This is a genomic window from Azospirillum oryzae, from assembly GCF_900177515.1.
GTDB lineage: Bacteria > Pseudomonadota > Alphaproteobacteria > Azospirillales > Azospirillaceae > Azospirillum > Azospirillum oryzae_A.
This window is the reverse complement of the sequence record NZ_FXAK01000001.1, coordinates 614,600-637,511: the sequence shown is the minus strand read 5'-3', so window position 1 is coordinate 637,511 and position 22,912 is coordinate 614,600. Positions and strand designations below refer to the sequence as shown.

Annotated in this window: 19 protein-coding genes; 13 read left to right on the top strand and 6 right to left on the bottom strand. The window is 70.2% G+C overall.

The window, feature by feature from the left end; genetic code table 11:
• The first annotated feature begins 32 nt into the window (after window positions 1-32).
• Window positions 33-1,133 (top strand): hypothetical protein, encoded by a 1,101-nt coding sequence (locus B9N97_RS03000; protein ID WP_085083129.1) that lies wholly within the window; start codon window positions 33-35, stop codon window positions 1,131-1,133.
• A gap of 15 nt (window positions 1,134-1,148) precedes the next feature.
• Here the strand turns inward: B9N97_RS03000 and B9N97_RS02995 are convergent, their stop codons facing one another.
• On the bottom strand, window positions 1,149-1,634 hold the full coding sequence (locus B9N97_RS02995) for an Lrp/AsnC family transcriptional regulator (protein ID WP_085083128.1): 486 nt from the start codon (window positions 1,632-1,634) through the stop codon (window positions 1,149-1,151).
• A 108-nt stretch (window positions 1,635-1,742) separates the two neighbouring features.
• Between B9N97_RS02995 and B9N97_RS02990 the strand changes: the two genes are divergently transcribed.
• On the top strand, window positions 1,743-2,639 hold the full coding sequence (locus B9N97_RS02990) for an EamA family transporter (RefSeq protein ID WP_085083126.1): 897 nt from the start codon (window positions 1,743-1,745) through the stop codon (window positions 2,637-2,639).
• Between the two features lie 23 nt (window positions 2,640-2,662).
• Here the strand turns inward: B9N97_RS02990 and B9N97_RS02985 are convergent, their stop codons facing one another.
• The 3 genes from B9N97_RS02985 to B9N97_RS02975 are packed head-to-tail and all read right to left on the bottom strand — an operon-like array spanning window position 2,663 to window position 5,708.
• Complete coding sequence (locus tag B9N97_RS02985; RefSeq protein WP_085083124.1) at window positions 2,663-2,977, bottom strand: AtuA-related protein; 315 nt, start codon at window positions 2,975-2,977, stop codon at window positions 2,663-2,665.
• A 1-nt stretch (window position 2,978) separates the two neighbouring features.
• Window positions 2,979-4,322: an acyclic terpene utilization AtuA family protein gene (locus B9N97_RS02980; RefSeq protein ID WP_085083122.1), complete on the bottom strand. Its 1,344-nt coding sequence runs from the start codon at window positions 4,320-4,322 to the stop codon at window positions 2,979-2,981.
• A gap of 36 nt (window positions 4,323-4,358) precedes the next feature.
• The gene (locus tag B9N97_RS02975) at window positions 4,359-5,708 is read right to left on the bottom strand and encodes a CitMHS family transporter (protein ID WP_085083120.1); all 1,350 of its coding nucleotides are present in this window, start codon (window positions 5,706-5,708) and stop codon (window positions 4,359-4,361) included.
• Between the two features lie 310 nt (window positions 5,709-6,018).
• Between B9N97_RS02975 and B9N97_RS02970 the strand changes: the two genes are divergently transcribed.
• Together B9N97_RS02970 and B9N97_RS02965 are read left to right on the top strand one after the other, a co-directional pair.
• Window positions 6,019-6,954, top strand: coding sequence for a LysR family transcriptional regulator (locus tag B9N97_RS02970; RefSeq protein WP_085083118.1), 936 nt, complete (start codon window positions 6,019-6,021; stop codon window positions 6,952-6,954).
• A 130-nt stretch (window positions 6,955-7,084) separates the two neighbouring features.
• Window positions 7,085-8,779, top strand: coding sequence for a methyl-accepting chemotaxis protein (locus B9N97_RS02965; RefSeq protein WP_085083116.1), 1,695 nt, complete (start codon window positions 7,085-7,087; stop codon window positions 8,777-8,779).
• Here the strand turns inward: B9N97_RS02965 and tcuB are convergent.
• Window positions 8,745-9,935: a tricarballylate utilization 4Fe-4S protein TcuB gene (gene tcuB, locus B9N97_RS02960; RefSeq protein WP_085083114.1), complete on the bottom strand. Its 1,191-nt coding sequence runs from the start codon at window positions 9,933-9,935 to the stop codon at window positions 8,745-8,747. The two genes, B9N97_RS02965 and tcuB, sit on opposite strands and share 35 nt — an antisense overlap.
• Complete coding sequence (gene tcuA, locus B9N97_RS02955; protein WP_348520070.1) at window positions 9,922-11,286, bottom strand: FAD-dependent tricarballylate dehydrogenase TcuA; 1,365 nt, start codon at window positions 11,284-11,286, stop codon at window positions 9,922-9,924. Before tcuA ends, tcuB begins: the two co-directional genes overlap by 14 nt.
• Before the next feature lie 146 nt (window positions 11,287-11,432).
• Between tcuA and B9N97_RS36055 the strand changes: the two genes are divergently transcribed.
• The 9 genes from B9N97_RS36055 to B9N97_RS02910 all read left to right on the top strand — a co-directional run bounded on the left by B9N97_RS36055 (window position 11,433) and on the right by B9N97_RS02910 (window position 22,906).
• Window positions 11,433-12,107, top strand: coding sequence for a hypothetical protein (locus tag B9N97_RS36055; protein WP_244560519.1), 675 nt, complete (start codon window positions 11,433-11,435; stop codon window positions 12,105-12,107).
• Between the two features lie 147 nt (window positions 12,108-12,254).
• Entirely contained in the window at window positions 12,255-12,902 is a 648-nt protein-coding gene (locus B9N97_RS02945; protein ID WP_085083112.1) for an EboA domain-containing protein, read from the top strand.
• A gap of 4 nt (window positions 12,903-12,906) precedes the next feature.
• Window positions 12,907-13,815 (top strand): TatD family hydrolase, encoded by a 909-nt coding sequence (locus B9N97_RS02940; RefSeq protein WP_085083109.1) that lies wholly within the window; start codon window positions 12,907-12,909, stop codon window positions 13,813-13,815.
• Window positions 13,816-13,820: 5 nt separating this feature from the next.
• Window positions 13,821-15,188, top strand: coding sequence for an alkaline phosphatase family protein (locus B9N97_RS02935; RefSeq protein ID WP_085083107.1), 1,368 nt, complete (start codon window positions 13,821-13,823; stop codon window positions 15,186-15,188).
• Window positions 15,189-15,200: 12 nt separating this feature from the next.
• Window positions 15,201-16,394 carry a 3-dehydroquinate synthase gene (locus B9N97_RS02930; protein ID WP_085083105.1) on the top strand — a complete coding sequence of 398 codons (1,194 nt, stop codon included), beginning with the start codon at window positions 15,201-15,203 and terminating at the stop codon, window positions 16,392-16,394.
• Window positions 16,394-17,587, top strand: coding sequence for a metabolite traffic protein EboE (eboE, locus tag B9N97_RS02925; protein ID WP_085083103.1), 1,194 nt, complete (start codon window positions 16,394-16,396; stop codon window positions 17,585-17,587). The genes B9N97_RS02930 and eboE overlap by 1 nt, the downstream gene beginning before the upstream one ends.
• Window positions 17,563-18,474 carry a UbiA family prenyltransferase gene (locus B9N97_RS02920; protein ID WP_085083101.1) on the top strand — a complete coding sequence of 304 codons (912 nt, stop codon included), beginning with the start codon at window positions 17,563-17,565 and terminating at the stop codon, window positions 18,472-18,474. The genes eboE and B9N97_RS02920 overlap by 25 nt, the downstream gene beginning before the upstream one ends.
• A gap of 119 nt (window positions 18,475-18,593) precedes the next feature.
• Window positions 18,594-19,328, top strand: a complete 735-nt coding sequence (locus B9N97_RS02915) for a DUF4396 domain-containing protein (protein WP_085083099.1) — start codon at window positions 18,594-18,596, stop codon at window positions 19,326-19,328.
• 86 nt (window positions 19,329-19,414) lie between these two features.
• Window positions 19,415-22,906: a PAS domain-containing hybrid sensor histidine kinase/response regulator gene (locus tag B9N97_RS02910; protein WP_208621123.1), complete on the top strand. Its 3,492-nt coding sequence runs from the start codon at window positions 19,415-19,417 to the stop codon at window positions 22,904-22,906.
• Window positions 22,907-22,912 lie beyond the last annotated feature (6 nt).

Below are 22,912 nucleotides of genomic sequence, written 5' to 3'. Positions count from 1 at the left end.
GGACCAGGGCGCGGATGGCGATGGGAGCGGCGATGGGAGCGGATGACAGCACGGAAATCCTCGGCGAGGCCCGCCGCATCCTCGCCGCCGGGGACCAAAGCGCGCTGGCGCCCCCGGCAATGCTGGCCGATCTGGAAGCGCTGCTCGCCGATACCTTCGACGAGAGCTACACCGCCGAACGGGTCCTCGCCCTGCTGACGCCCGCCCGCCGCCGTGCCCTGAAAAGCCGCTTTGCAGCCGCCAACGACAGCGACGGCGCCGAAATCTGGCTGCCCACCGACATTCTCGACCGGCTGCGCAGCGTCGCCGACACGCCGCTCGACGCCATCCGCGCCCTGCTGGACAGCGGCCGCGGCCTGCCGGAACCCGGCAGCGAGGAGCATTGCCGCAAGCGCCGCTGCGACCCCCATCTGCTGCTGTCCGACCCCGGCGCCTGGCAGTGCCGGACCTGCGGCCTCGCCGGGCGGGCCGATTTGCCGCCGAACCCCATCGTCGCCGCCTATCTGGTCGAGCAGCGCAGCCGTGTCGCCGAGTTGCACGCCCTGGCCGCCGCCATCTACGAGGGCTGGGCGGCCGGCGACCGCTTCACCGTCGCCGACGCCGCGGCCAACCGCCAGCCCGGCATCCCCGCCGACCGCGACCGGCTTAAAACCCTGCTGGCCGACCTCCTGCGCGAGGGCCTGCTGGAAGAGGCCCCCGGCCCACGCGGCGGCGCCGGCTTCCGCGTGCTGGAGGAGCCGCCGGACTGGATCGCCGACGCCATGGCCGACCGCCGCCGCCAGCGCGAGGCGGAAGCACGCATCCGCGAAGAGCGGGCCGCAACCTTGCGCCAAGTCCTGGAAGACGGCCTGACCCACACCACCGCCGCCGGGGAGGTGGTGGAGATCGCCCAAAGCGACCGCGGCCTGGAACTCCGCTTCGCGTCCATCCCGTCCTGGGAGTTGCGGGATGAGATGAAGCGGCAGGGCCGTTGCCGCTGGGACGGCCGCCGCCGCCGCTGGTGCCGCACCTCCCCCGTCACCAGCGTCGAACCCTGGCTGGCCACAGCCCTCGACGCCGGCGCCACGGTCGCCCCGCTGGGCACCGCCGACCCCGATGCCGAGGATTGGGGCTACGAGGACTGGCCGGACTGAACCGCGCCTGCCACCCTACAGGTCCACCTCCAGCGTCACCTTCACCGGGTCGAGCACCACCATGGTCTGGAAGGACTGCACCAGCTCGTTGTCGGCGAACAGGCGGCGCGACAGCACTTCATAGCTCGCCATGTCCGGGACCAGCAGGATCAGGACGAAGCTGGCCTTGCCGGTGATGAAATAGCATTGCTGCACTTCCGCCGCCTCGCGGAACAGGCGCTTGGCGGCGGCGATGGTGGGCGAGCGGTCGTTGACGGTCTGGACCTCCACCACCACCGTCACCCCCTGCCCGACCGCGGCCGGATCGACCACCGCCACGTTGCGGCGGATGATGCCGGCCGCCTCCATCCGGGCGATGCGGCGCTGTACCGCCGGGGCGGAGAGGTGGACCGCCTCGCCGATCTCCCGCTGCGAGGTCTTGTTGTCGCGCTGCAGGATGCGCAGGATCGCGCGGTCCTGGTCGTCGAGTTGATCCGGCAGGCGAGCGATCGTTGAGCGCATGGCGGCTTTCGCGAAAGAACGGTGCGTCGAACTCCCGAAACTTAAGCGCCCGGCGCCCCTTCGTCACAGTATCTTTTCGCCTGACCATTCCTGCCGGGAGCCGGGCGCGTGGCGAACGCATCCATCGAATCCGCAACCGCCGCAAAGACGGAGGCGGCGGCCCTGCCGCTGCTGATCCTGCTGGCGTCGCTGCTGTCGCAATATGTCGGGGCGGCCTCGGCGAAGTCGCTGTTCCCGCTGGTGGGCGCGGAGGGGGTGACCGGCCTGCGCGTCGGGCTGTCGGCGCTGATGCTGCTGGCGCTCCTGCGGCCCTGGCGCCGCCTGCCGGGGCGGGCGGACCTGGGCAACCTGCTGGTCTACGGCGCCACGCTGGGGGCGATGAACCTGTCGATCTACCGGGCGATGGAGCTGATCCCGATCGGCATCGCCATCGCCATCGAGGTGACCGGGCCGCTGGCGGTGGCGCTGCTCGGTTCCCGCCGCCTGAAGGATTTCCTGTGGATCGCCTGCGCCGCCGTCGGCCTTGCCCTGCTGCTGCCGCTGCGGGAGGCGTCGAGCGCGCTGAACCCCGTCGGCATCGCCTATGCCGCGGCGGCGGCCTTCTGCTGGGCGCTCTACATCGTCTTCGGCAAGCGCGCCTCGGCGCTGCCGGGCGGGCAGGCGGTGGCCTGGGGGATGCTGGTGGCGGCCAGCTTCACCGTGCCGCTCGGGATCGCCCATGCCGGCGCCGGTCTGCTGGTCCCGGCGGTGCTGCTCACCGGCCTTGCCGTGGCGGTGCTGTCCAGCATGGTGCCCTACCTGCTGGAGATGATGGCGCTGCGCCGCCTGCCCAGCCACGTCTTCGGCCTCGCCGTCAGCGCCTCCCCCGCCGTGGCGGCGCTGATCGGCTTCCTGATGCTGGGCGAGCGGCTCAGCGCCGTGCAGTGGGCCGCCATCGCCTGCATCATGTGCGCCTCGGCCGGCAGCGCGCTTGGTAACGGTGCGCTGGCCAAGGGCCGGCGCTGACCGGGCGTGACGCCCCTCCACCGTCACACTGGGCGGTCAGGGATGTCGAGGTCGAGCAGCGCCGACGCCAGGCATTTGCCATGGGCGTCGAGCGCCAGCGACCGCGTCACGCCGCCGCCCAGCGCATTGCGCATCACGAAGTTCAGCGCGCCGATGCTGGGGATTTCATACCGCACCACCTCGCCATGGACGGTCTCGCGGAAGAGCGCCTTCACCCGCTCGGCGGTGACATGCGCCTCGATCAGCGGGTAGTCCGCCTCGTCGAAGGCGATGACGGAGATGTTGGAGATGTCGCCCTTGTCGCCGGTGCGGGAATGGGCGATGTCGCGGAGTTTCATCTCAGGCCTCCATGAACGCGATGGCGGGCTTGGCCAGCTCGCGGGGCAGCAGGGCCGACAGCATCGCGACGATGTCTTTCGCCGATTTGGTCGCGCCGCCGCCGCTGGCCGGGCCGTTGGTGTAGAGGGTTTCGACCTCGTTGCCGATGCGCTGCGCCTCCTTCAGGCTGCCGGTGCGCCCGACGACGCGAACCCGCACTTCATAAGGCTCCCGCCCGCCGGCGGTGGACAGCGCGTCGCCATGGATGGAATCGACACCGATCAGGTCGAAGCGCAGCTCGGTCGCCTCGACGCCGGTCAGCGCCAGCCGTTCGCGCACGATCTCCAGCGCCAGCCGGCCGCGCGCGACGGCGCCGGGACCGGCATAGGAGATCTGCCCCTCGCCGATGAAGCTGTCGACATAGCCGACCGAGACCTTCAGCGTTTCCGGGCGCCGACGCCCGGTGGCGCCGGACACCCGCACGCGGTCCGGCCCCTCCTGCACGAACCGCACCTGCGAGAAATCGGCCACCACGTCCGGCGTCAGGTAGGCGGCGGGGTCGTGGATCTCGTAGAGCAGCTGTTCCTTGCAGGTGGCGGTGGTCACCGCGCCGCCCGATCCCGCCACCTTGGTGATGACGGCGCCGCCGTCCTCGGTCACTTCGGCGATGGGGAAGCCGAGCCGGGCCAGCCCGGCCACGTCCTTCACGCTGGGATCGGCGAAATAGCCGCCGGTGATCTGGCCCGCGCATTCCAGCAGATGCCCGACCACCGTCCCCTTGCCCAGACGGTCCCAATCCTCCATCGACCAGCCGAACTCGAAGATCTGCGGGGCGAGGAACAGGGCGGGGTCGGCGACGCGGCCGGTGATGACGATGTCGGCCCCGGCCTTCAGCGCCTCGACGATGGGCGCCGCGCCGAGATAGGCGTTGGCTGAGACCAGCCGGTCGGCCATCGCCGCGACCGGCGCGCCGGTCTCCTCGATCCGGTGGTCGCCGGACCTCAGCGTCTCCAGCACGTCGTCGCCCGACAGCGCGGCGATCTTCAGCCCGCCGAGCCCGAGCGAGCGGGCGATCTCCCGCACCCTGGCCGCCGCGGCGGCCGGGTTGGCCGCCCCCATGTTGGTGATGATGCGGATGCCTTTCTCATGGCAGGGCCGCAGCACCGCCAGCATGCGCTCGGCCAGCAGCGGATCGTAGCCCTGCGCCGGGTCCTTCAGCCTGGCGCCCTGGGCGATGGCGATGGTGCGCTCCGCCAGGCATTCGAAAACGAGGTACTGGATGTCACCCTTTTCGGCCAGTTCCACGGCCGGCTCGATGCGGTCGCCCGAATAGCCGGCGCCCGATCCGATGCGGATGGTTTTCATGACGTGCTCCTGTCTGCGGCTCCATTTTGAACCGCGTCAGAACGGAATGACCCCCAGGACGGCCGCGGCGATGGTCATGACCACCGAAGCGGCGAACAGGTAGGGGATCGAGAATTTCTGGTGCTCGCCCAGCCCGATGCCGCACAGCCCGACGACGAGGAAGGTGGCCGGGGTCAGCGGACTGACCGGGAAGCCGACGGTCATCTGGCCAAGGACGGAGGCCTGGGCGATCTGGATCGGATCGCCGCCCAGCGTCTTATAGACCTCGGCGATCACCGGCATCATGCCGAAATAATAGGAGTCCGGATCGAACAGCAGGCTCAGCGGCATCGACAGGATGCCCAGCGCGAAGGGCACATGCTGCGCCATGTCGGGCGGGACGAAGGCGACGGCGGACTGCGCCATGGCGCTCAGCATCTTGGTGCCGCTCATGATGCCGGTGAAGACGCCGGCCGCCAGCAGGATGCTCGCCATCATCAGCGCCGCCTTGGCATGGGCGTCGACGCGGTCCTTCTGCATCTTGACGTCGGGGTAGTTGATCATCAGCGCCAGCACGGTGCCGACCATGAACATCACCACCGGATCGACCGCCCCCTCGATCATCACCGCCATGATCGACAGCGTCAGGATCAGATTGACCCAGAACAGCTTCGGCCGGCGGATCTTGATCTGCTCCGGCGTCAGCACGCGCGGCGCCGGGCCGGCTGCAACGCCTCCGTCCACGCCCATGGCGCCGACCGACCGCGCCTCTCCGGCGGCGAGCCGTCCGGACGACAGGCCGAGACGCCGCTCCTCGCGCTTGCCCAGCAGGAAGGCGACGGTGAAGATGAACAGCAGGCCGACGCCCTGCACCGCGATCAGCGGGTTGAAGATGTCGGTCACCGGCACCTTCAGCGCGGCGGCCGAGCGGATCATCGGACCCGTCCAGGGCAGGAAGTTGACCCCCGCCGCCATCGACACGCACAGCGCCAGGATGCGCTTGTCCATGCCCAGCCGCTCATAGAGCGGCAGCATCGCCGGAATCGTGATGAGGAAGCAGACCGCGCCCGACCCGTCGAGATGGATCAGCAGCGCCAGCAGCGTGGTGCCGACGGTGATGCGCGCCGGCCGCGTGCCGACGAGGCGCAGGATGCGGTCGATGATCGGGTCCATCATGCCGGCATCGGTGACGACGCCGAAGAAGATGATGGCGAACACGAACATGCCGGCGGTCGGCGCGATGGAGCGGATGCCGGCGATGATGAACTTGCTGGTCTCGAATCCGAAGCCGCCCGCCAGCGCCGCGACGATCGGCACGGCGATCAGCGCGACCAGGGGCGACATCCGGTTCGTCATGATCGCCGTCAGCAGAACGACGATGGTGGCCAAGCCGAGTAGCGCGAGCATGTGACCTCCTCCAAGACCGTAGTTATTGTTGTTCGATTGCGTCTTCGTGACCCTTCTGCCGCGCGCGAAGCACCAGACCGGCCAACCAAGGGCAGCCGGCGCCGATCTCCGAGTAACACCGCGGAGGGGATTTCCTTAAAACTTGCTCTTTTCGCCCGCCGGCCGGCGGCATGGCATAGTCAACGCCCCGCCTTTTTGACGGATCGTGCCGGCCCGGCTTCCTTGATTGACACTGTACGGACCCTCAATCAGATTAGAGAAATGAATTTGTTGTATCACCGCAATCCGATTTGGTTATAAGAGGCGCGCCATGCTCCAGGGCGTCAGACACATCAAGGCCTTCGTCGCCGTCGCCCGCCTCGGCAGCTTCACGAAGGCGGCGGCCGAGGTCAACGTGTCGCAACCGGCGCTGACCGTGCAGATCCGCCAGCTTGAAGAAAGCCTGGGCGTGCGGCTGTTCGACCGCAACAAGCGCCACGTGGTGCTGACCCAGGCCGGGCGGGACCTGCTGCCGGCCCTGCAGCGGGTGCTCGCCGAACTGGATGCGGTGATGAGCGTCAGCCACGATCTGGCCGGGCTGCGGCGCGGATCGGTGTCGGTCGCCACCCTGCCGTCGGTGGCCGCAGGTCTGCTGCCGATCGCCATCCGCCGCTTCGCCGCCGATCACCCCAACATCGACGTGAAGGTCAGCGACGTCGTCGCCGAGCGGATCATCCAGCTGGTCAAGGCGGAGGAGGTCGATTTCGGCATCGGCAGCCGGGTCGGCCCGGATCGCGACGTCGAGGTGATCGATTTCCTCTGCGACCGGATGTGCGCCTTCTTCCCCGCCGACCACCCGCTGAACGGCCGGCGTCCGCTGCTGCTGAAGGACATCGTCGCCTATCCGCTGATCCTGACGGCGCGCGGCACCAGCGTCCGCTCGCTGGTCGAACGCGCGCTGGAAAAGGAGGGGCTGGAGATCAGCCTGTCCTGCGAAGCCAACTACATGTCGACCGCGGTCGGCATGGTGCGGGCCGGGCTGGGCGTCTCGGTGCTGCCGGAATCCGCCGTCGACGCCGCCTCCTGCGAGGGCATCGTCGTCGAACCGATCCGCGCCGCCGGTCTGGTGCGGCGGATCGGCTTCATCCGCAAGGCCGGCCGCTCGCTGTCGCCGGCGGCGGAACGCTTCGCCGCACTGCTGCGGGAGGTCGCCGGTCCGACCCTCGCCCACTTCTCCAGCATGGAGACCGCCGCCACAAAGAAGTAATCCAGGCGGAAGATTTTTTTAATCCTATGGGGTTATTTTATTACTGAAATCAGCCATTCCGATTTCAGCTACCCCCTCTTTCGTAGTATATCAGTTGCCGCCCCCGATGCGCGCGACACGAAGGTCCCCTATGAAAATCCTGGAAAATCTGACGATCCGAGCAAAGCTGACCACCCTGGTCGCCTTGTCGATCCTGGCCCCGGCCGTCGTGATCGCCATCAGCAGCAGCTTCACCCACCAGCGCATGGTCGACGACCGCATCGACACCATCCGCTCCGCGGTGGAACTGGCGGTCGGCATGGCGAAGGGACTGAATGCCGAGGTCGAAGCCGGAACCCTGCCGCGCGAGGAGGCCCTGGCGCGCTTCCGCAACGCCGTGCATGCGATGTCCTACCATGACGGCGCCGACTATCTCTTCGCCTACGACCTCAACGGCATCGCCGTCGCCAACCCCTCCAACCACAAGGCGGTCGGCACCGACCGCATCGGGCTGCAGGACAAGGCCGGCAAGTTCTTCGTCCGCGAGATCGTCGACACGCTGCGCCGCCAGGACAACGCCATCATCCAATATGCCTGGCCGAAGCTGGGGTCGGACGTCCCGCTGCTGAAGACCAACTATGTGAAGCGGTACCAGCCGCTGGGGCTGATCGTCGGCTCCGGCGTCTATACCGACGACATCGACGCCGCCTACTACGACTTCCTGCGCCGGACCGGCACCGCCACCGCCGCGCTGATCGTCGCGCTGGTGCTGATCGGCTTCCTGGTCAACCGCGACATCGTGGGTTCGCTGCACCGGCTGCGGGACAAGATGACTGCGCTCGCCGCCGGCGACCTCGCCGTCACCTTCCCGGAGGCCGCCCGCCGCAACGAGATCGGCGGCATGGCGCAGGCGCTTCAGGTGTTCAAGGAGAACGCGCTCGCCAAGGCCAGCCTGGAGGCGAGCCAGGCCGAACAGGCGGAGCGGGCCGCGGCCGAGAAGCGGGAGGCGATGACGGCGCTCGCCAGCCATTTCGAGCAGACCGTCGGCAACCTGATCCACGACGTCGCCAGCGAGGCCGACGGCATCGAACGGCGCGCCCAGGACATGACGCGTGCCGCCGACGAGACCGGCACGCTGGCCGGCGCCGTCGCCACGGCGACCGAACAGACCTCCGCCAACGTCCAGACCGTCGCCGCGGCGACGGAGGAACTGACCAGCTCGATCAACGAGATCAGCCGGCAGGTCGGCGAGTCGGCGGAGATCGCCCGCGAAGCGGTCGAAAGCGCCGAGCGCGCCAACGGCAAGGTCGAGGGGCTGGCCGGCGCGGTTGAGCGGATCGGCGCGGTGGTCGAACTCATCAACTCGATCGCCAGCCAGACCAACCTGCTGGCGCTGAACGCCACCATCGAGGCCGCCCGCGCCGGAGAGGCCGGCAAGGGCTTCGCCGTGGTGGCGCAGGAGGTCAAGGCGCTCGCCACCCAGACCGCCAGGGCGACCGAGGAAATCGCCGCCCAGGTCTCCGGCATCCAGGCCGAGACCGGCCGGGCGGTTCAGGAGATCAAGGGCGTGGCGCAGGTCATCGGCCGGGTCAACGACGTCGCCACCTCCATCGCCTCGGCGGTCGAACAGCAGGGGGCGGCGACCCGCGAGATCAGCCGCAACATCCAGCAGGCCGCCCGGGGAAGCCACGAGGTATCCTCCAGCATCGGCGGCGTGAACAGTGCCGCCGGCCGCAGCGGCAAGGTCGCCTACGAGGTGCTGGAAAACGTCCGCCAGCTGTCCGTGCAGACCGACAGCCTGCGCGACGAGGTCACCCGCTTCCTGACCCAGGTGCGGGCCGGCTGACCGGCCGGCGGGACGGGACGGGGGCAGGCGGGAGGCGCGTCACCCCCCTGCCCTGCCGTTCCATCGCCGCCCGCAGCAGGGCGGCGAAGCGGAAGGGCGCGTGCAGGAATTTGCTGTAGGGCAGCGTCGCGAACCAGCCGAGGACGAGCCCCAGATGGACCAGCAGCATCGCCCCCATCGCCGCCGTCCCACGCAATGCGAGCAGCCCGAGGCCGCTGGCCGCCACCAGGAACAGCAGCCCCAGCAACGCGCCATCGGCACCGCTCAGGCTCCGCGCCACCGGTCCCGGATCGGCCCGCCGCTTCAACAGTGCCAGCCCCGTGGTGCCGACCACCATCCCGACTCCCCCCAGTCCGCCCAGCAGCACCGGCAGGCTCAGCAACGGATAGGGCGCCTGCCAGCCCAGCCCATGGTCGTAGACGGTCGCCACCCCGGTGGCGGCGAAGCAAAGCGCCACCCCATAGAACAGCGCGTGGTGGAACCGCCGCCGCGCCTGGGAGAAGCGTTCGTCCCGGTCGTTGCAGCCGGCCCCGCCGCCGCCGAGATTGCGCAAGGTCGCCGCATCGCGGAACGCCACGCACAGTGCCGGCCACAGCGCCGCCCCGGCCGGCGCCGGCCCCATGCCGCGCCAGAAGGACGCGACGCTGAAACCAATGGCGAGCAGCGACCACAGCATCACCGCCCCGGCCACCCCGGCAATGGCCCCCCACGGCACCAGCCGGTAGAAGGCGCCCGGCCCGTCGTGCCGCCCGAACAGCAGCTCCGCCGGAAGGCTCAGAACCGCCGGCAGCGCCACCAGCGCCATCGCGGCCAGGGTGACGGCGGCGACGAAGGACCACCCCGCGCCGGGCAGCCGCCCCCTCGCCGCCGGTGGCCAGACATGGTCGCGATAGGTCTGCTGCCGGACCAGACTGAGGCTTTTCGGCAGGTTCAGGTCGAACTCATGCGGCGGCGCGTACTGGCAGGCATGGTAGCAGGACCGGCAGTTGTGGCAGAGGTTGGACAGGAAGGTCAGGTCCGCCGCCGAGACCAGCCTTCGCGATTTCAGCGCGGCGAACACCGCGCAATAGCCGTCGCAGAACTGGCAGGCGTTGCAGATCTCCAGCACCCGCCGCGCATCCGCCGCGATCCGTTCCTGATCGTCAGCGCAGGGCATAAGCCGCGGCCTCCCGTCCGGCGATGCGGCCGAACACGGCGCCCACCGTCATGGCGCTCCCCGCCAGATAACCGCAGCCGAGGATGTTGGGCGCCATGACGACCCCCGCGGCATGGACCCCGTCCAAGGCCGTCCCGTCCCGCCGCAGCACCCGCGCCCGCCCGTCGACCCGCACCCCCAGGCAGGTGGAGGTGACGCCGGCCCGCACCGGATAGGCGCCGAAGGGCGGGACCAGGATCGGCTCGGCAAGCCGCGTCTTCGGCGGATCGCCCCCCGCCGTGCCGCCTCCGCCGGTGATCGCGGCATTGAATCCGGCCACCGTGGCTTCCAGGGCCGGCGGAGAAATTCCCAGCGCCGCCGCCAGTTCGCCGATGCCGTCCGCCCGGATCGCCGGAAAGATGGAAGGCCGGAACCGCGTCTTGATGGCCGCATCGAAGACCGAGAAGGCGACGGCGCCGGGGCAACGGGCCACCATCTCGCCCCAAGCCGTGTAACGCGACGGCCCGACGACCGCGCCCTCGTCGGCGAAGCGGCGGCCGTCGCGGTCCACGACGATGCCGTGGGCGATGCCGTCCAGCCGCGTGACGATTCCGCCGTCGACCCTTGGTGCGCGGCCATCCACCGCGACCATGTGGCAGCGGTCCGCCGCCCCAACCGGCTCCGCCCCCTCCGCCAGCAGCGCCTTCAGCGGAACGCCGGTCGCATGCGGGGTGCCGCGGATCGAGAAGCGGTCGGCGGCCTCGCCCCACTCCCGCCGCAGCCAGCCGGCATCGGCCTGGAACCCGCCGGAGGCGACGACGAGCGCCCGCGCCCGCACCGTGACGCCCGGTTCCCCCACGGTGACGGCGGGCGGCCCGTCGCGCAGGTGCAGCGCCCGCACGTCACTGTCGTACCGGATGGCGACGCCCAGCCGTTCGGCGGTGGCATAGAGCGCATTCACCAGCGCTTTCCCGCCGCCGAGAAAGAAAGCCGTCTTGCGGGAATAGGGCAGAACCTCATCCGCACAGCTCTGGAACCGCACGCCATTGCCGGCCAGCCAATCGACGATGTCGGCGCTGGCGTCGACGAACAGCCGCGCCACCGCGTGATCCGTATCCCCGGCCACACGCCGCAGGTCGGCCAGATAATCGTCGGCCGGATAGCGCCCCCGCACCCACGGGGTCGGTGCGTCGTGCATGACCCGCATGTTGCGGGAATGGCGGGCGTTGCCGCCGCGCAGCGCCTTGGGCGCCGCCTCCAGCAGCAGGACCGCCGCACCGGCCCTGCGGGCGGCGATGGCGGCGCAGAGCGCGGCGTTCCCACCACCCACCACCAGAACGTCGCAGTCGCACGGGTCCCCTGTCATCGCCATGGCTTTAGCCCCGCTCTGCCCGCGCTGGGAAGGGCCATGCCCTGCGACACAAGGCAGCGCCCCCGGCTTTTGCACAAAACTCTCCAGCGCAGGATCGAATTCCCATACCCTCTCCGCAAAGTCCCACCCGCTCGCGGAGCAAAGCCATGCCGCTCGACAGCCGCACCCTGAATGACGACCGTTTCCCCTGCTGGGCGGAGGAGCCGCCGGTGCCGTCCGTAGGCTCGCTGGTCCCCGGATCACAGTTTCATGAAGAGCAATGGATCATGGCCGCCGGCATGCTGGCCCGCGGCAGCAGCTTCCTCCATGTGTCCCGCGCCATGGGCTGCAGCCGCACCACCCTGTGGCGCGCCTATTACGGATCTCAGGACTTCCGTCACAGGGTTTGGTGGGAGCGTCAGGCACTCAACCGCGAGGCCGAGCTGCGCCTGTCCTCTCTCCGCATCCTGGTCGCCGAGCAGATCGAGCGGCTGGTCTCCTCCGGCGATCCGGCGACGGTGCGCTGGCTGGCCGAACGCCTCGGCCTCTTCGCCGGTCTCGACGCCCCGGCCCCCAGGCAGGCTGTCCCGGTCGCCAAACCACCGACCCAGCCGCACCCCCCGCACCCCGAAGCTCCTCCCGCCGTCACCGCCCCCGAACCGGACGACGCCCTCCCCGGCGCCGCGGACGAGCGCATCCCTCCCACCCCCGCCCCGGTGAACCGCCGCGCCGCTGCCCCCGTCTCCAGCCGCCGTCCGATGGAACATCCGCCGGAAACTGTTCCACGCCGTTCCATCCCCGCCCGATGCGATCACCCCCATCAGACACATATCGTCAGTTGACATACTGATGTTTCATGCATCCCATATGGGGTGTCGCTGACCGCGATCCGCACCCGCACTTGCGCCGCCGGTCGACGAAGCGTCGCAATGCAGGAGCCGGCACCCATGACGACCATGGAGTGTGGAGCAGGGCCGCGTGGAGCAGAGATGCCCGATCCGACGATACTGCCCGCCGCGGCACCCGACGCCATGCCCGGCCTCCTGGCCGCCCTCGTCGCCGAACAGGACCGGGAGGCCGCAGCCTGGCTCGAGACGGCCGTGGCCACCCCGCCCCTGCCCGGCACGGCGGAGTTCATGCGGCTGTTCGCGATTGCCGGCCGCAAGCCGGCGGGCACCGCGCCGCCGGGCTGGCCGCCCGCCCGCCTCGCCCGCGCCGCCCTGCTCGCCGCCTCGGTCCATGCCGCGGGCGACGAAGCGCCGGCCCGGCTGGCGACCGCCTTCCGCCGGTCGGACAGCGCGGAGCGGGCGGCGATCCTCCAGTCGCTGATGCTGCTGCCCGACCCCGCCCGCTTCGCCGATCTCGCCGCCGACGCCTGCCGCTCCAGCGTGCAGCCGGTGTTCGAGGCCATCGCCTGCGACAACCGCTATCCCGCCGCCCATTTCGCCGAGCCGGTCTTCAACCAGATGGTGCTGAAGGCGGTGATCACCGGCGCACCGCTGGCCCGCGTGGTCGGGCTGGCGGAACGGACGACCGCCCAGCTGCGCCGCATGGCCGCCGATTTCCGCGACGAACGGCGGGCATCCAACCGGCCGGTGCCGGCGGACCTGGAATTCCTCCTCGAATTGGGAAACTGACGTGATGAAGCTGTTCGATCCGCACATCCACATGACGTCGCGCACCACCGACGATTACGCCGCCATGCGCCGGGCCGGCATCGTCGCGGTGACCGAGCCGGCCTTCTGGCTGGGCCAGCCGCGCACCCATGCCGGCAGTTTCGAGGATTACTTCCTGTCGCTGATCGGCTGGGAACGCTTCCGCGCCAGCCAGTTCGGCATCCGCCACTTCTGCACGCTGGGCCTCAATCCGAAGGAGGCCAACAACCCCGACATCGTCGACGGCGTGCTGGAGCTGGTGGACCTCTATCTGGAGAAGGAGGGCGTCGTCGCGGTGGGCGAGATCGGCTATGACGACATGAGCCCGGCGGAGGACGACATCCTCGCCCGGCAGGTCGAAATGGCCAAGAACCACGGCCTGCCGGTGATGATCCACACGCCCCACCGCGACAAGAAGGCCGGCACCCGCCGCACGCTGGACCTGCTGCGCGAGGCCGGGATGCCGCCGCACCTCACGCTGATCGATCACAACAACGAACTGACGCTGGAGATGGTGCTGGAAAGCGGCTGCTGGGCCGGCCACACCATCTATCCCGGCAGCAAGATGGACGAGCCGCGCATGGTCTCGCTGGTGCAGGCCTTCGGGCCGGAGCGGATCATGGTCAACAGCTCCGCCGACTGGGGGATCAGCGACCCGCTGAAGGTGCCGAAGACCGCGCAGGCCATGCGCGACGCCGGCATCCCTGACGAGGCCATCGAGACCATCGTCTGGCGCAACCCCATCGCTTTCTACGCCCAGAGCGGCCGGCTCGACCCGGCGGAACTGGAAATCCCGCTGCCGGTCGACCAGCGCCTGCTGTTCGAAGGCAACACCGTCCTGCGGGGCCAAACTCCGACGGTGGACTCGCCGCTGACCGCCGAAGCGGACGTCTGACGGCGATGAGGCGCACGCTGGTCCTGAACGTCGTCGGGCTGACCGCCGACCTCCTGCCCCACGCCCCGGCCATCTCCCGGCTGGCGGCGCGGGGGATGCGTCCGCTGGTGCCGGTGCTGCCGGCGGTCACCTGCTCGGTGCAGGCCAGCATGCTGACCGGGCTTCCCCCCGCCGGCCATGGCTGCGTCGCCAACGGCTGGTACGACCGCGACCTGTCGGAAATCCTGTTCTGGAAGCAGAGCAACCGGCTGGTCACCGGCGAGACGCTGTGGGAGGAGGCGCGGCGGCGCGACCCGGCCTTCGTCGGGGCGAAGCTGTTCTGGTGGTACAACATGTATTCCGGCGCCGACATCAGCGTCACGCCGCGCCCGATCTATGCCGCCGACGGCCGCAAGCTGCCGGACATCTACACCCACCCCGACACCCTGCGCGGGGAGCTGACTGAGGCGCTGGGACCGTTCCCGCTGTTCCGCTTCTGGGGACCGGCCGCCGATCTGGTGTCCAGCCGCTGGATCGCGGACTGCGCGGCGGAGGTGGAGCGGCGCTTCCGCCCGACCCTGTCGCTCGTTTATCTGCCGCATCTCGATTACGACCTGCAACGGCTCGGCCCCGACGACCCACGCATTGCCGCCCAGGTCGCCGCCGTCGATGACCTGGCATCCCCGCTGATCGAGGCGGCGGAGCGCGAGGGGACGCGGGTCGTCGTGCTGTCGGAATACGGCATCACCGGCGTCGCCGGCCCCATCGCCATCAACCGCGCCCTGCGCTGGGCCGGGCTGGTCGCGGTGCGGGAGGAACAGGGCGGCGAACTGCTCGACCCCGGCGCCTCCGCCGCCTTCGCCGTCGCCGACCACCAGCTGGCCCATGTCTATGTCCGGAACCCCGAACAGGTGGCGGCGGTGCGCGACCTGCTGCTGGGGCTCGACGGGGTGGAGCGGGTGCTGGACGCCGACGCGCAACAGGCCGCCGGCATCCGCCACCCACGCGCCGGCGAGTTGGTCGCGGTTGCCCGCGCCGACCGCTGGTTCAGCTATCCCTACTGGCTGGACGACGACCGGGCGCCGGACTTCGCCCGCACCGTGGAGATCCACCGCAAGCCCGGCTACGACCCGGCGGAGCTGTTCCTCGACCCCGCCCTGCGCTTTCCCAAGGCGTCCATCGGCTGGCGGCTGGCGAAGAAAGCCCTGGGTTTCCGCACGCTGATGGACGTGATCCCGCTCGACGCCGGGCTGGTGAAGGGATCGCACGGCCGCCCGACCGACCGGCCTGAGGCCGGGCCGCTGCTGATCTCCTCCGACCCCGGCCTGCTGCCCGACGGCCCGGTGCCGGCGGAGGCGGTCAAGTCCCTGCTGCTCGCCCATGTCTTCGATTGAGGTGACCGCCCGATGACCAGCACGCCCTCCCTGGATGTCCGCTCCCCCATCGTCCGCCAGCGCTTCGCCGTCACCTTCGACTACGCCGTCGCCTTCACCCGCGACGCCTTCGATCCGGCCAATCCCACGCTGGCCGAGGCCATAGGAACCGCCGGGGCCGATCCGCGCCCGCGCTGCCTCGCCTTCGTCGACATCGGCGTGCTGGTCGGACACCCGGCCCTGCCGCAGGCCATCGCCGCCCATTTCGCCGCCCGCGACGACCTGCCGACCCTGGTGGCGCCGCCACGCCTGCTGCCGGGTGGGGAGGCGGTGAAGAACGACCCGGCCCTGATCGGGCAGATGCACGACGCCATCCTCGGCCACGGCATCGACCGCCATTCCTATGTGCTGGCGGTCGGCGGCGGCGCCTTCCTCGACGCGGTCGGGCTCGCCGCCTCCACCGCGCACCGCGGCGTGCGGCTGGTGCGCATGCCGACCACGGTGCTGGCGCAGAACGATTCCGGCGTCGGGGTGAAGAGCGCCATCAACCTGAACGGCGCCAAGAACCAGATCGGCACCTTCGCCCCGCCCTGGGCGGTGGTCAACGACGCCGCCTTCCTCGACAGCCTGCCGCAACGCGACCGCATCGCCGGCATGGCGGAGGCGGTGAAGGTGGCGCTGATCCGCGATGGCGCCTTCTTCGAATGGCTGGAGCGCTCGGCCGACGCCCTGACCCTGTTCGAGCCCGACGCAGTGGCCCACCTGATCCGCCGCTGCGCCGAGCTGCACATGTGCCAGATCGCCGAGGGCGGCGACCCGTTCGAGCAGGGCAGCGCCCGCCCGCTCGATTTCGGCCATTGGGCCGCCCACAAGCTGGAAACGCTGAGCCGCAACCATCTGCGCCATGGCGAGGCGGTGGCCATCGGCATCGCGCTCGACACCCGCTATTCGGTGCTGGCCGGTCTGCTGCCGGAGGGCGAGGACCTGCGCGTCGCCGTCCTGCTGGAGCATCTGGGCTTCCGCCTGTGGCACCCGGCGCTGGCCCGCCGCGATGCCGCCGGCCGGCCGCAGGTGCTGGCCGGGCTGGAGGAGTTCCGCGAGCATCTCGGCGGCCGGCTGACCATCACCCTGCTGGCCGGCATCGGCCGGGGGATCGAGGTCAACGCCATGGATTCCGCCCTGGTCGAAAGCGCCATCGGCTGGCTGTCGGGGCGGGAGGCCGCCTGATGCGCCTGTCCGGCGGCGGCACGCTCGGCTACTGCCTGAACGTCCATCCGACCCAGAGCTTCGCCGAGGTGCGGGCGGCCCTGCTGGGACCGGTGCGGGAGATCAAGCGCCGGCTCTGCCCCGACCGCCCCTTCGGCGTCGGGCTGCGCCTGTCCGCCGAGGCGGCGGCGGAAGCGGGCGTGGCGGCGGAACTGGCGGCGATCTTCGACGGCGAAGGGTTCGCGGCCTTCACCATGAACGGCTTCCCCTATGGCCGCTTCCACGGCGCACCGGTCAAGGAAGCCGTCTACGAGCCGGACTGGACGACGGCGGAGCGGGTGGCCTACAGCCTCTCCCTCGCTGAATCCATGGCCGCTCTGGTCCCACCGGGCGGCTTCGCGACGATCAGCACCGTGCCCGGCGGCTACGCCCCACGCGTGACCGGGCGAGAAGCGGCGGTGGCCGACGGGCTGTTGCAGGCGGTGGCCGGGCTGGTCCGGCTGGAGCAAAGCACCGGCCGCACCGTGGCGCTGGCGCTGGAGCCGGAACCCTGGTGCCTGCTGAACAGCACCGCCGACGCCGTCGCCTTCTTCCGGGCGCACCTGTTCACCGATGCGGCGGCGCGGCGTCTCGGCACCCTCGCCGGGCTGACGGCGCACAAGGCGGCGGCGGCACTGCCGCGCCATCTCGGCCTTTGCCTCGATGTCTGCCACATGGCGGTGAATTTCGAGGAGCCGGAGGAGACGCTGGCCGCTCTCGCCGCCGCCGGCATCCCGATCCACAAGGTCCAGCTCAGCGCCGCCCTGCGGATCGCGCGGGCGGATGCAGTCGCGCGCCAGCGCTTGAACGCCTTCCGCGACGCCGTCTATCTCCACCAGACCGTCGCCCGCGCAGCGGACGGCACGGCAAACGGAACGGTGCGGCGCTTCCTCGACCTGCCGCAGGCGCTGGAAAGCCCCGGCGGCGAGGACGAGGAATGGCGGGTCCATTTCCACGTCCCGGTCTTCGCCGAACCCGAACCGCCGCTCGGCTCCACCAGCGGCTCGCTGGACCGGTTGCTGGCGATCCACCGCCACCGGCCGGTGGCGCCGCATCTGGAGGTCGAAACCTACACCTGGGATGTCCTGCCCGCCGAAGCCTGCGGCGCGGGCGCCATCAGCGTCGTCGACGGAATTGAAAGGGAATTGCGATGGGTGTTGGAACGGCTGTCCTGATCCGCCCGCGCGCGGCCCTGATCCTCGGCCGGGTCTCCAACCTGCCGACGGTGCTGAGCAACGCCATGGCCGGGATCGCGCTCGCCGGGATCGGGACATTGGACGGCATGGCGGGCGGCGATGTCGTCGGAGGCGTGGCCCGCGCCGCCATCGTGCTGGCGCTGTTCTATGTCGGCGGCATGTACCTGAACGACGCCTTCGATGCAAAGATCGACGCGCGCGAACGGCCGGGCCGCCCCATCCCCAAGGGCGACGCCTCCCTCGGCGCGGTGTTCGCCGCCGGCCTCATACTGATCGCGCTCGGCATCGCGCTGGCGTCCCTGTCGGGTCTGGAAGCCGGGCTGTGCGGCGGGCTGCTGGCGGGCGCGATCCTGTTCTACGACGCCCTGCACAAGCGCACGGCGGCGGCCCCGGCGATCATGGGGCTGTGCCGGCTGCTGTCCTACGTCACCGCGGCGGCAATCGCCGGCGGCGGCGGCGCGCTGGCGCCCTGGATGCTGCTGGGGGCGGGCGGGCTGTTCTGCCATGTGGTCGGGCTGACCTTCGCCGCCCGGCAGGAGGCCTACGACCGGCTGGACACCGCATGGCCGCTGGGCGTTCTCGCGGTGCCGCTTGCCGGCGCGCTATGGGTCGCGCTCGGCAACCCGGCGGCACTCGTCCTGTGGGCAGCACTGGCGGCGGCGACCGGCTGGGCACTGCATCGCCTGTTCCGCCGCGCGGCGGGCGACGTTCCGCGCGCGGTGGCGGTCCTGATCGCCGCCATCGCGCTCTACGACGCCGTGCTGATCGCCGCCGCCGGGTCGGGCGCCGCCGCCCCGCTCGCCCTTGCCGCCGCGCTGTGCTTCCCGCTGACCCTGGCGCTCCAGAAGGTCATCCCCGGGACATGAGCCGGTCCTTCCGACCCGGTTCTCGACATCATCAGGAACCCGGTGCCCCGTGCCGAGTTGACGCCCGGGGCCGGACGACATCGTGCAGCCCCGCCCACAGTGACGCGGAGGGTGTTTCGATGGTTCCCAGCTGGCTGCATGTGTTGTCCATCGCCGCCCTGGTCTTCGGCGGGCTGTGCGCACTGATCGTGCTGGTCGACGTGCTGCGCCATCCCCAGCACATGTGGATCATGAACGTCGTCTGGCCGGTGACCGCCCTCTTCGGCACGGTCCTCACCCTCTGGGGCTATTTCACCTATGGCCGGCTGGCGACCCACGAGATGATGCGGCAGGCGAAGGAGCGCGGCGAGGAGATGCCGAGCAAGCGCGACACGCCCTTCCCGATGATGGTTGCCAAGGGGGCGGCCCATTGCGGCAGCGGCTGCACGCTGGGCGACATCATCGCAGAATGGCTGGTGGTGTTCGTGCCGACGGTGGCGGTCTGGTTCGGCTGGCGCAGCCTGTTCGCCGAGAAGATGTTCGCGGTGTGGATCGTCGATTTCATCTTCGCCTTCGCCTTCGGCGTCGCCTTTCAATATTTCACCATCAAGCCGATGCGCAACCTGTCCCCCGGCGAAGGGCTGGTGCAGGCGGTGAAGGCCGATGCGGCCTCGCTGACGGCATGGCAGATCGGCATGTACGGCTTCATGGCCTTCGCCAGCTTCCACCTGTTCGGCACCGTGCTGGGCGCAAGGCTGGAACCGGCCTCGGCGGAATTCTGGTTCATGATGCAGATCGCCATGCTCTGCGGCTTCGTCACGTCCTACCCGGTCAACTGGTGGCTGATCTCGACCGGCGTGAAGGAGAGGATGTAGGCTGGAGCCAACCCCTTTTGCCCTGATCTTCCCCGATTTTTCCGTTGTGCCGCGGGACGCCACCTCCGAACTCTGGAGGCATGCTGATGAGTGGAGCGGCTCTGGCCATCGCGCTGGCCTATTTCGGGTTCCTGTTCGCCATCGCCTCCTGGGGGGACCGCCGGGCGCGCCGCCACGGGACGCAATCCGGGACGCAGTCGGGGGCGGGATCGGGCCCGCTGGTCTATGCGCTGTCGCTGGCCGTCTACTGCACCGGCTGGACCTTCTACGGCAGCGTCGGCATGGCGTCGACCGGCGGTTACGCCTTCCTGCCGATCTATATCGGGCCGATCCTGGTCTTCACGCTGGGATGGCCTTTGCTGCACAAGATCCTGCGGATCGCCAAGGCGCAGAACATCACCTCCGTTGCCGATTTCCTCGCCGCGCGCTACGGCAAGAGCCAGGCGGTCGCGGCCATCGTCACGCTGGGCGCCGTCGTCGGCACCGTGCCCTACATGGCGTTGCAGCTGAAGGCCGTCTCGTCCAGCTTCGCCGTCCTGCTGCGCTATCCAGAGATCGTGATGCTGGAACAGCCGGCGGCAGCGCCGGTCTGGGCCGACAGCGCACTGGTCGCCGCCATCATGTTCGCCCTGTTCGCCATCCTCTTCGGCACGCGCCACGTCGACGCCACCGAACGCAACGAGGGCATGATGCTGGCCATCGCGGTGGAGGCGGTGATGAAGCTGGCCGCCTTCCTCGCCGTCGGCGCCTATGCGACCTGGGGACTGTTCGACGGGCCGGCCGACCTGCTGCGGCTGGCATCGGCCGAACCGGACCTGAGGCACCAGTTCGCCAGCGGCGTCGACGGGGCCAGCTGGCTCACCATGACAGTTCTGGCCGGCCTGTCGGTGCTGTGCCTGCCGCGCATGTTCCACGTCACCGTCATCGAGAACCGGGACGAGGAACATATCCGGCTGGCGACATGGCTTTTCCCGGCCTATCTCGCGGCCATCGCCATCTTCGTCGTTCCCATCGCCGCGGCCGGCCTGCTGCTGTTTCCGGAAGGCACGGTGGTCCGCGACATGACGGTTCTGGCCCTGCCGATGTCCGGCCGGCAGGAAATCCTGACGACCATCGCCTTCGTCGGCGGCCTGTCCGCCGCTACCGGCATGGTGATCGTCTCCTCCGTCGCCATCGCCAACATGGTCAGCAACGATCTGGTGGTGCCCATCCTGCTGCGCCGCCGCGGCAACGGCATCGACCGGTTGGACATGCGCCGGCTGATCCTGGGCACCCGCCGGGCGACGATCCTGGTGCTGATGCTGCTGTCCTACGTCTATTACCGGATGGTCGGGACCGGCTTCCCGCTAGCCTCCATCGGACTCGTCAGCCTCGCGGCGGTGGCGCAGTTCGCGCCGGCCCTGATCGGCGGCATGATCTGGCGGGGGGCCACCGGGACCGGCGCCTTCTGGGGCGTCTTCGCCGGCTTCCTGGTGTGGGGCTACACGCTGCTGCTGCCGGCGGTCATCGAGGCCGGCTGGCTGTCCGCCGGCATCCTGACCACGGGCCCGTTCGGAACCGGCCTGCTGGCGCCCCAGCGGCTGCTCGGCCTCCATCTCGACCCCTTCGTCCATGGCGTGACCTGGAGCCTGCTCGCCAATGCCATGGTCTACATCGCCGTGTCATTGCGGACAGTGCCGCGGCCGATCGAGCGGCTGCAGGCCGGCGCCTTCACCGACACCGACCTCCAGTGGAGTCATGTCGGGTCCGAACCGCGCACCGGCTCCGTCACGGCGGAGGAATTGCGGGCGGTCGCCAGCCGCTATCTCGGTGCCGAACGGGCGGCGTACGGCTTCGCCGGCCTCTCCGGTTCCGGCACGGGAGAGGCCGACCTGCGCCTGATCCGGCAGACGGAGAAGCTGCTGGCGAGCGCCATCGGCGCCGCCTCCGCCCGGCTGGTGATGGCGCTGACGCTGGAACGGCACAGCGTCGGCAAGGGCAACGCGCTGAGGCTGCTCGACGACGCGACGGCGGCGATCCAGTACAACCGCGACGTCCTGCAGACGACCATGGAGAATGTCGCGCAAGGGATCGCCGTCTTCGACAAGGACCTGCGGCTGGTCAGCTGGAACCGCCGCTTCCGCCGGCTGCTCGCCATCCCGGCGGATATGGAGCCGGCCGGAATCGCCCTGCCGGAAATCCTGCGCTTCGCCACCCTGCATGGGCTCTACGGCCAGGGCGATCCCGCCGCCCTGGTTGCCCGGCAGCTCGACGTCTTCCTCGCCAGCATCGCCAACCCGGTCGAGCAGCACCGGCCGGACGGCAGCGTCCTGGAGATGCACACCTGCCGGATGCCCGGCGGCGGCTATGTCACGACCTTTTCCGACATGACGGAGCGTGTCCGCGCCGCCGCAGCGCTGGCCGAAGCCAAGGACCGGCTGGAGCAGCGCGTCCGCCAGCGCACCGCCGAACTGGCCCGTGCCAAGGCCGCGGCGGAGGAAGCCAGCCAGGACAAGACGCGCTTCCTCGCCGCGGCGAGCCACGACCTGTTGCAGCCGCTGAACGCCGCGCGGCTCTATGCCTCCAGCCTGGGCGACCGGATGCCGGGGGACGCGCTGGTCCGCAAGCTGGACGGCGCGCTCGCCTCGGTGGAGGAACTGCTGGGGGAACTGCTGGACATCTCCCGCCTCGATGCCGGCGCGGTCAAACCGGAGCGGCAGAGCTTCCCGCTCTCCCGGCTCTTCGCCACGCTGGCGGTGGAGTTCACGCCGCTGGCCGAACGGCGGGGGCTGCAGTTGCGCATCCTGCCCTGCAGTCTCGCCGTCGACAGCGACTGGCGCCTGCTGCACCGGCTGCTGCAGAATCTGCTGGCGAATGCCATCCGCTACACGCCGCAAGGCCGGGTGCTGCTGGGCGCGCGGCGGATCGCCGGTCATGTCGTGGTTCAGGTCTGCGACACCGGCATCGGCATCCCCGAGGACAAGCAGTCCCTGGTCTTCGGCGAGTTCCGGCGCTTCGCCGAGGCGCCGGGCGTGGAGCACGGGCTGGGGCTGGGGCTGTCCATCGTCGAGCGTATCGGCCGCGTGCTCGACCATCCGGTCACGCTGCGCTCCGTCCCCGGGCGGGGAACGGTCTTCGCCGTCCGCATCCCGAGCGGCGTGTCCCAGCCGGATGCGCAGGCAGCGGGCAAGCCGGCGGATGCGCAGGCCGAACCGCACGAGCGGACGAACATCCTGTGCATCGACAACGATCCCACGATCCTGGACGGGATGCGAACGATGCTGGGCGGCTGGGGCTGTCAGGTGCGGACCGCCACCGGCCTTGCCGCCGCCCTGGCCGAAGCGGAGAGCGGACCGCCCGACCTCATCCTCGCCGACGTCCACCTGAACGAGGGAGAGGACGGCTTCGCCTGCGTCCAGGCGGTGCGGCAGCAGCTGCGCCAGCCGGTCCCCGCGGCCCTGATCACCGCCGACCGCTCCGCCGGCGTCAAGGAGCGGGCGGAGAGCCTCGGTCTTCCGGTGCTGAACAAGCCGATCCGCCCGGCCGCCCTGCGCACGCTGATGCGCCGCCTGACCGGCGCGCGGCCGGCGGCCGAATGAGGCTCC

What these genes read in the sequence shown, in the direction of transcription:
- B9N97_RS03000 (WP_085083129.1), top strand. Translation starts at nt 33, where the DNA reads ATGGGAGCGGATGACAGCACGGAAATCCTCGGCGAGGCCCGCCGCATC.
- B9N97_RS02995 (WP_085083128.1), bottom strand. Translation starts at nt 1,634, where the DNA reads ATGCGCTCAACGATCGCTCGCCTGCCGGATCAACTCGACGACCAGGAC.
- B9N97_RS02985 (WP_085083124.1), bottom strand. Translation starts at nt 2,977, where the DNA reads ATGAAACTCCGCGACATCGCCCATTCCCGCACCGGCGACAAGGGCGAC.
- B9N97_RS02980 (WP_085083122.1), bottom strand. Translation starts at nt 4,322, where the DNA reads ATGAAAACCATCCGCATCGGATCGGGCGCCGGCTATTCGGGCGACCGC.
- B9N97_RS02975 (WP_085083120.1), bottom strand. Translation starts at nt 5,708, where the DNA reads ATGCTCGCGCTACTCGGCTTGGCCACCATCGTCGTTCTGCTGACGGCG.
- B9N97_RS02970 (WP_085083118.1), top strand. Translation starts at nt 6,019, where the DNA reads ATGCTCCAGGGCGTCAGACACATCAAGGCCTTCGTCGCCGTCGCCCGC.
- B9N97_RS02965 (WP_085083116.1), top strand. Translation starts at nt 7,085, where the DNA reads ATGAAAATCCTGGAAAATCTGACGATCCGAGCAAAGCTGACCACCCTG.
- tcuB (WP_085083114.1), bottom strand. Translation starts at nt 9,935, where the DNA reads ATGCCCTGCGCTGACGATCAGGAACGGATCGCGGCGGATGCGCGGCGG.
- tcuA (WP_348520070.1), bottom strand. Translation starts at nt 11,286, where the DNA reads ATGGCGATGACAGGGGACCCGTGCGACTGCGACGTTCTGGTGGTGGGT.
- B9N97_RS36055 (WP_244560519.1), top strand. Translation starts at nt 11,433, where the DNA reads ATGCCGCTCGACAGCCGCACCCTGAATGACGACCGTTTCCCCTGCTGG.
- B9N97_RS02945 (WP_085083112.1), top strand. Translation starts at nt 12,255, where the DNA reads ATGCCCGATCCGACGATACTGCCCGCCGCGGCACCCGACGCCATGCCC.
- B9N97_RS02940 (WP_085083109.1), top strand. Translation starts at nt 12,907, where the DNA reads ATGAAGCTGTTCGATCCGCACATCCACATGACGTCGCGCACCACCGAC.
- B9N97_RS02935 (WP_085083107.1), top strand. Translation starts at nt 13,821, where the DNA reads ATGAGGCGCACGCTGGTCCTGAACGTCGTCGGGCTGACCGCCGACCTC.
- B9N97_RS02930 (WP_085083105.1), top strand. Translation starts at nt 15,201, where the DNA reads ATGACCAGCACGCCCTCCCTGGATGTCCGCTCCCCCATCGTCCGCCAG.
- eboE (WP_085083103.1), top strand. Translation starts at nt 16,394, where the DNA reads ATGCGCCTGTCCGGCGGCGGCACGCTCGGCTACTGCCTGAACGTCCAT.
- B9N97_RS02920 (WP_085083101.1), top strand. Translation starts at nt 17,563, where the DNA reads ATGGGTGTTGGAACGGCTGTCCTGATCCGCCCGCGCGCGGCCCTGATC.
- B9N97_RS02915 (WP_085083099.1), top strand. Translation starts at nt 18,594, where the DNA reads ATGGTTCCCAGCTGGCTGCATGTGTTGTCCATCGCCGCCCTGGTCTTC.
- B9N97_RS02910 (WP_208621123.1), top strand. Translation starts at nt 19,415, where the DNA reads ATGAGTGGAGCGGCTCTGGCCATCGCGCTGGCCTATTTCGGGTTCCTG.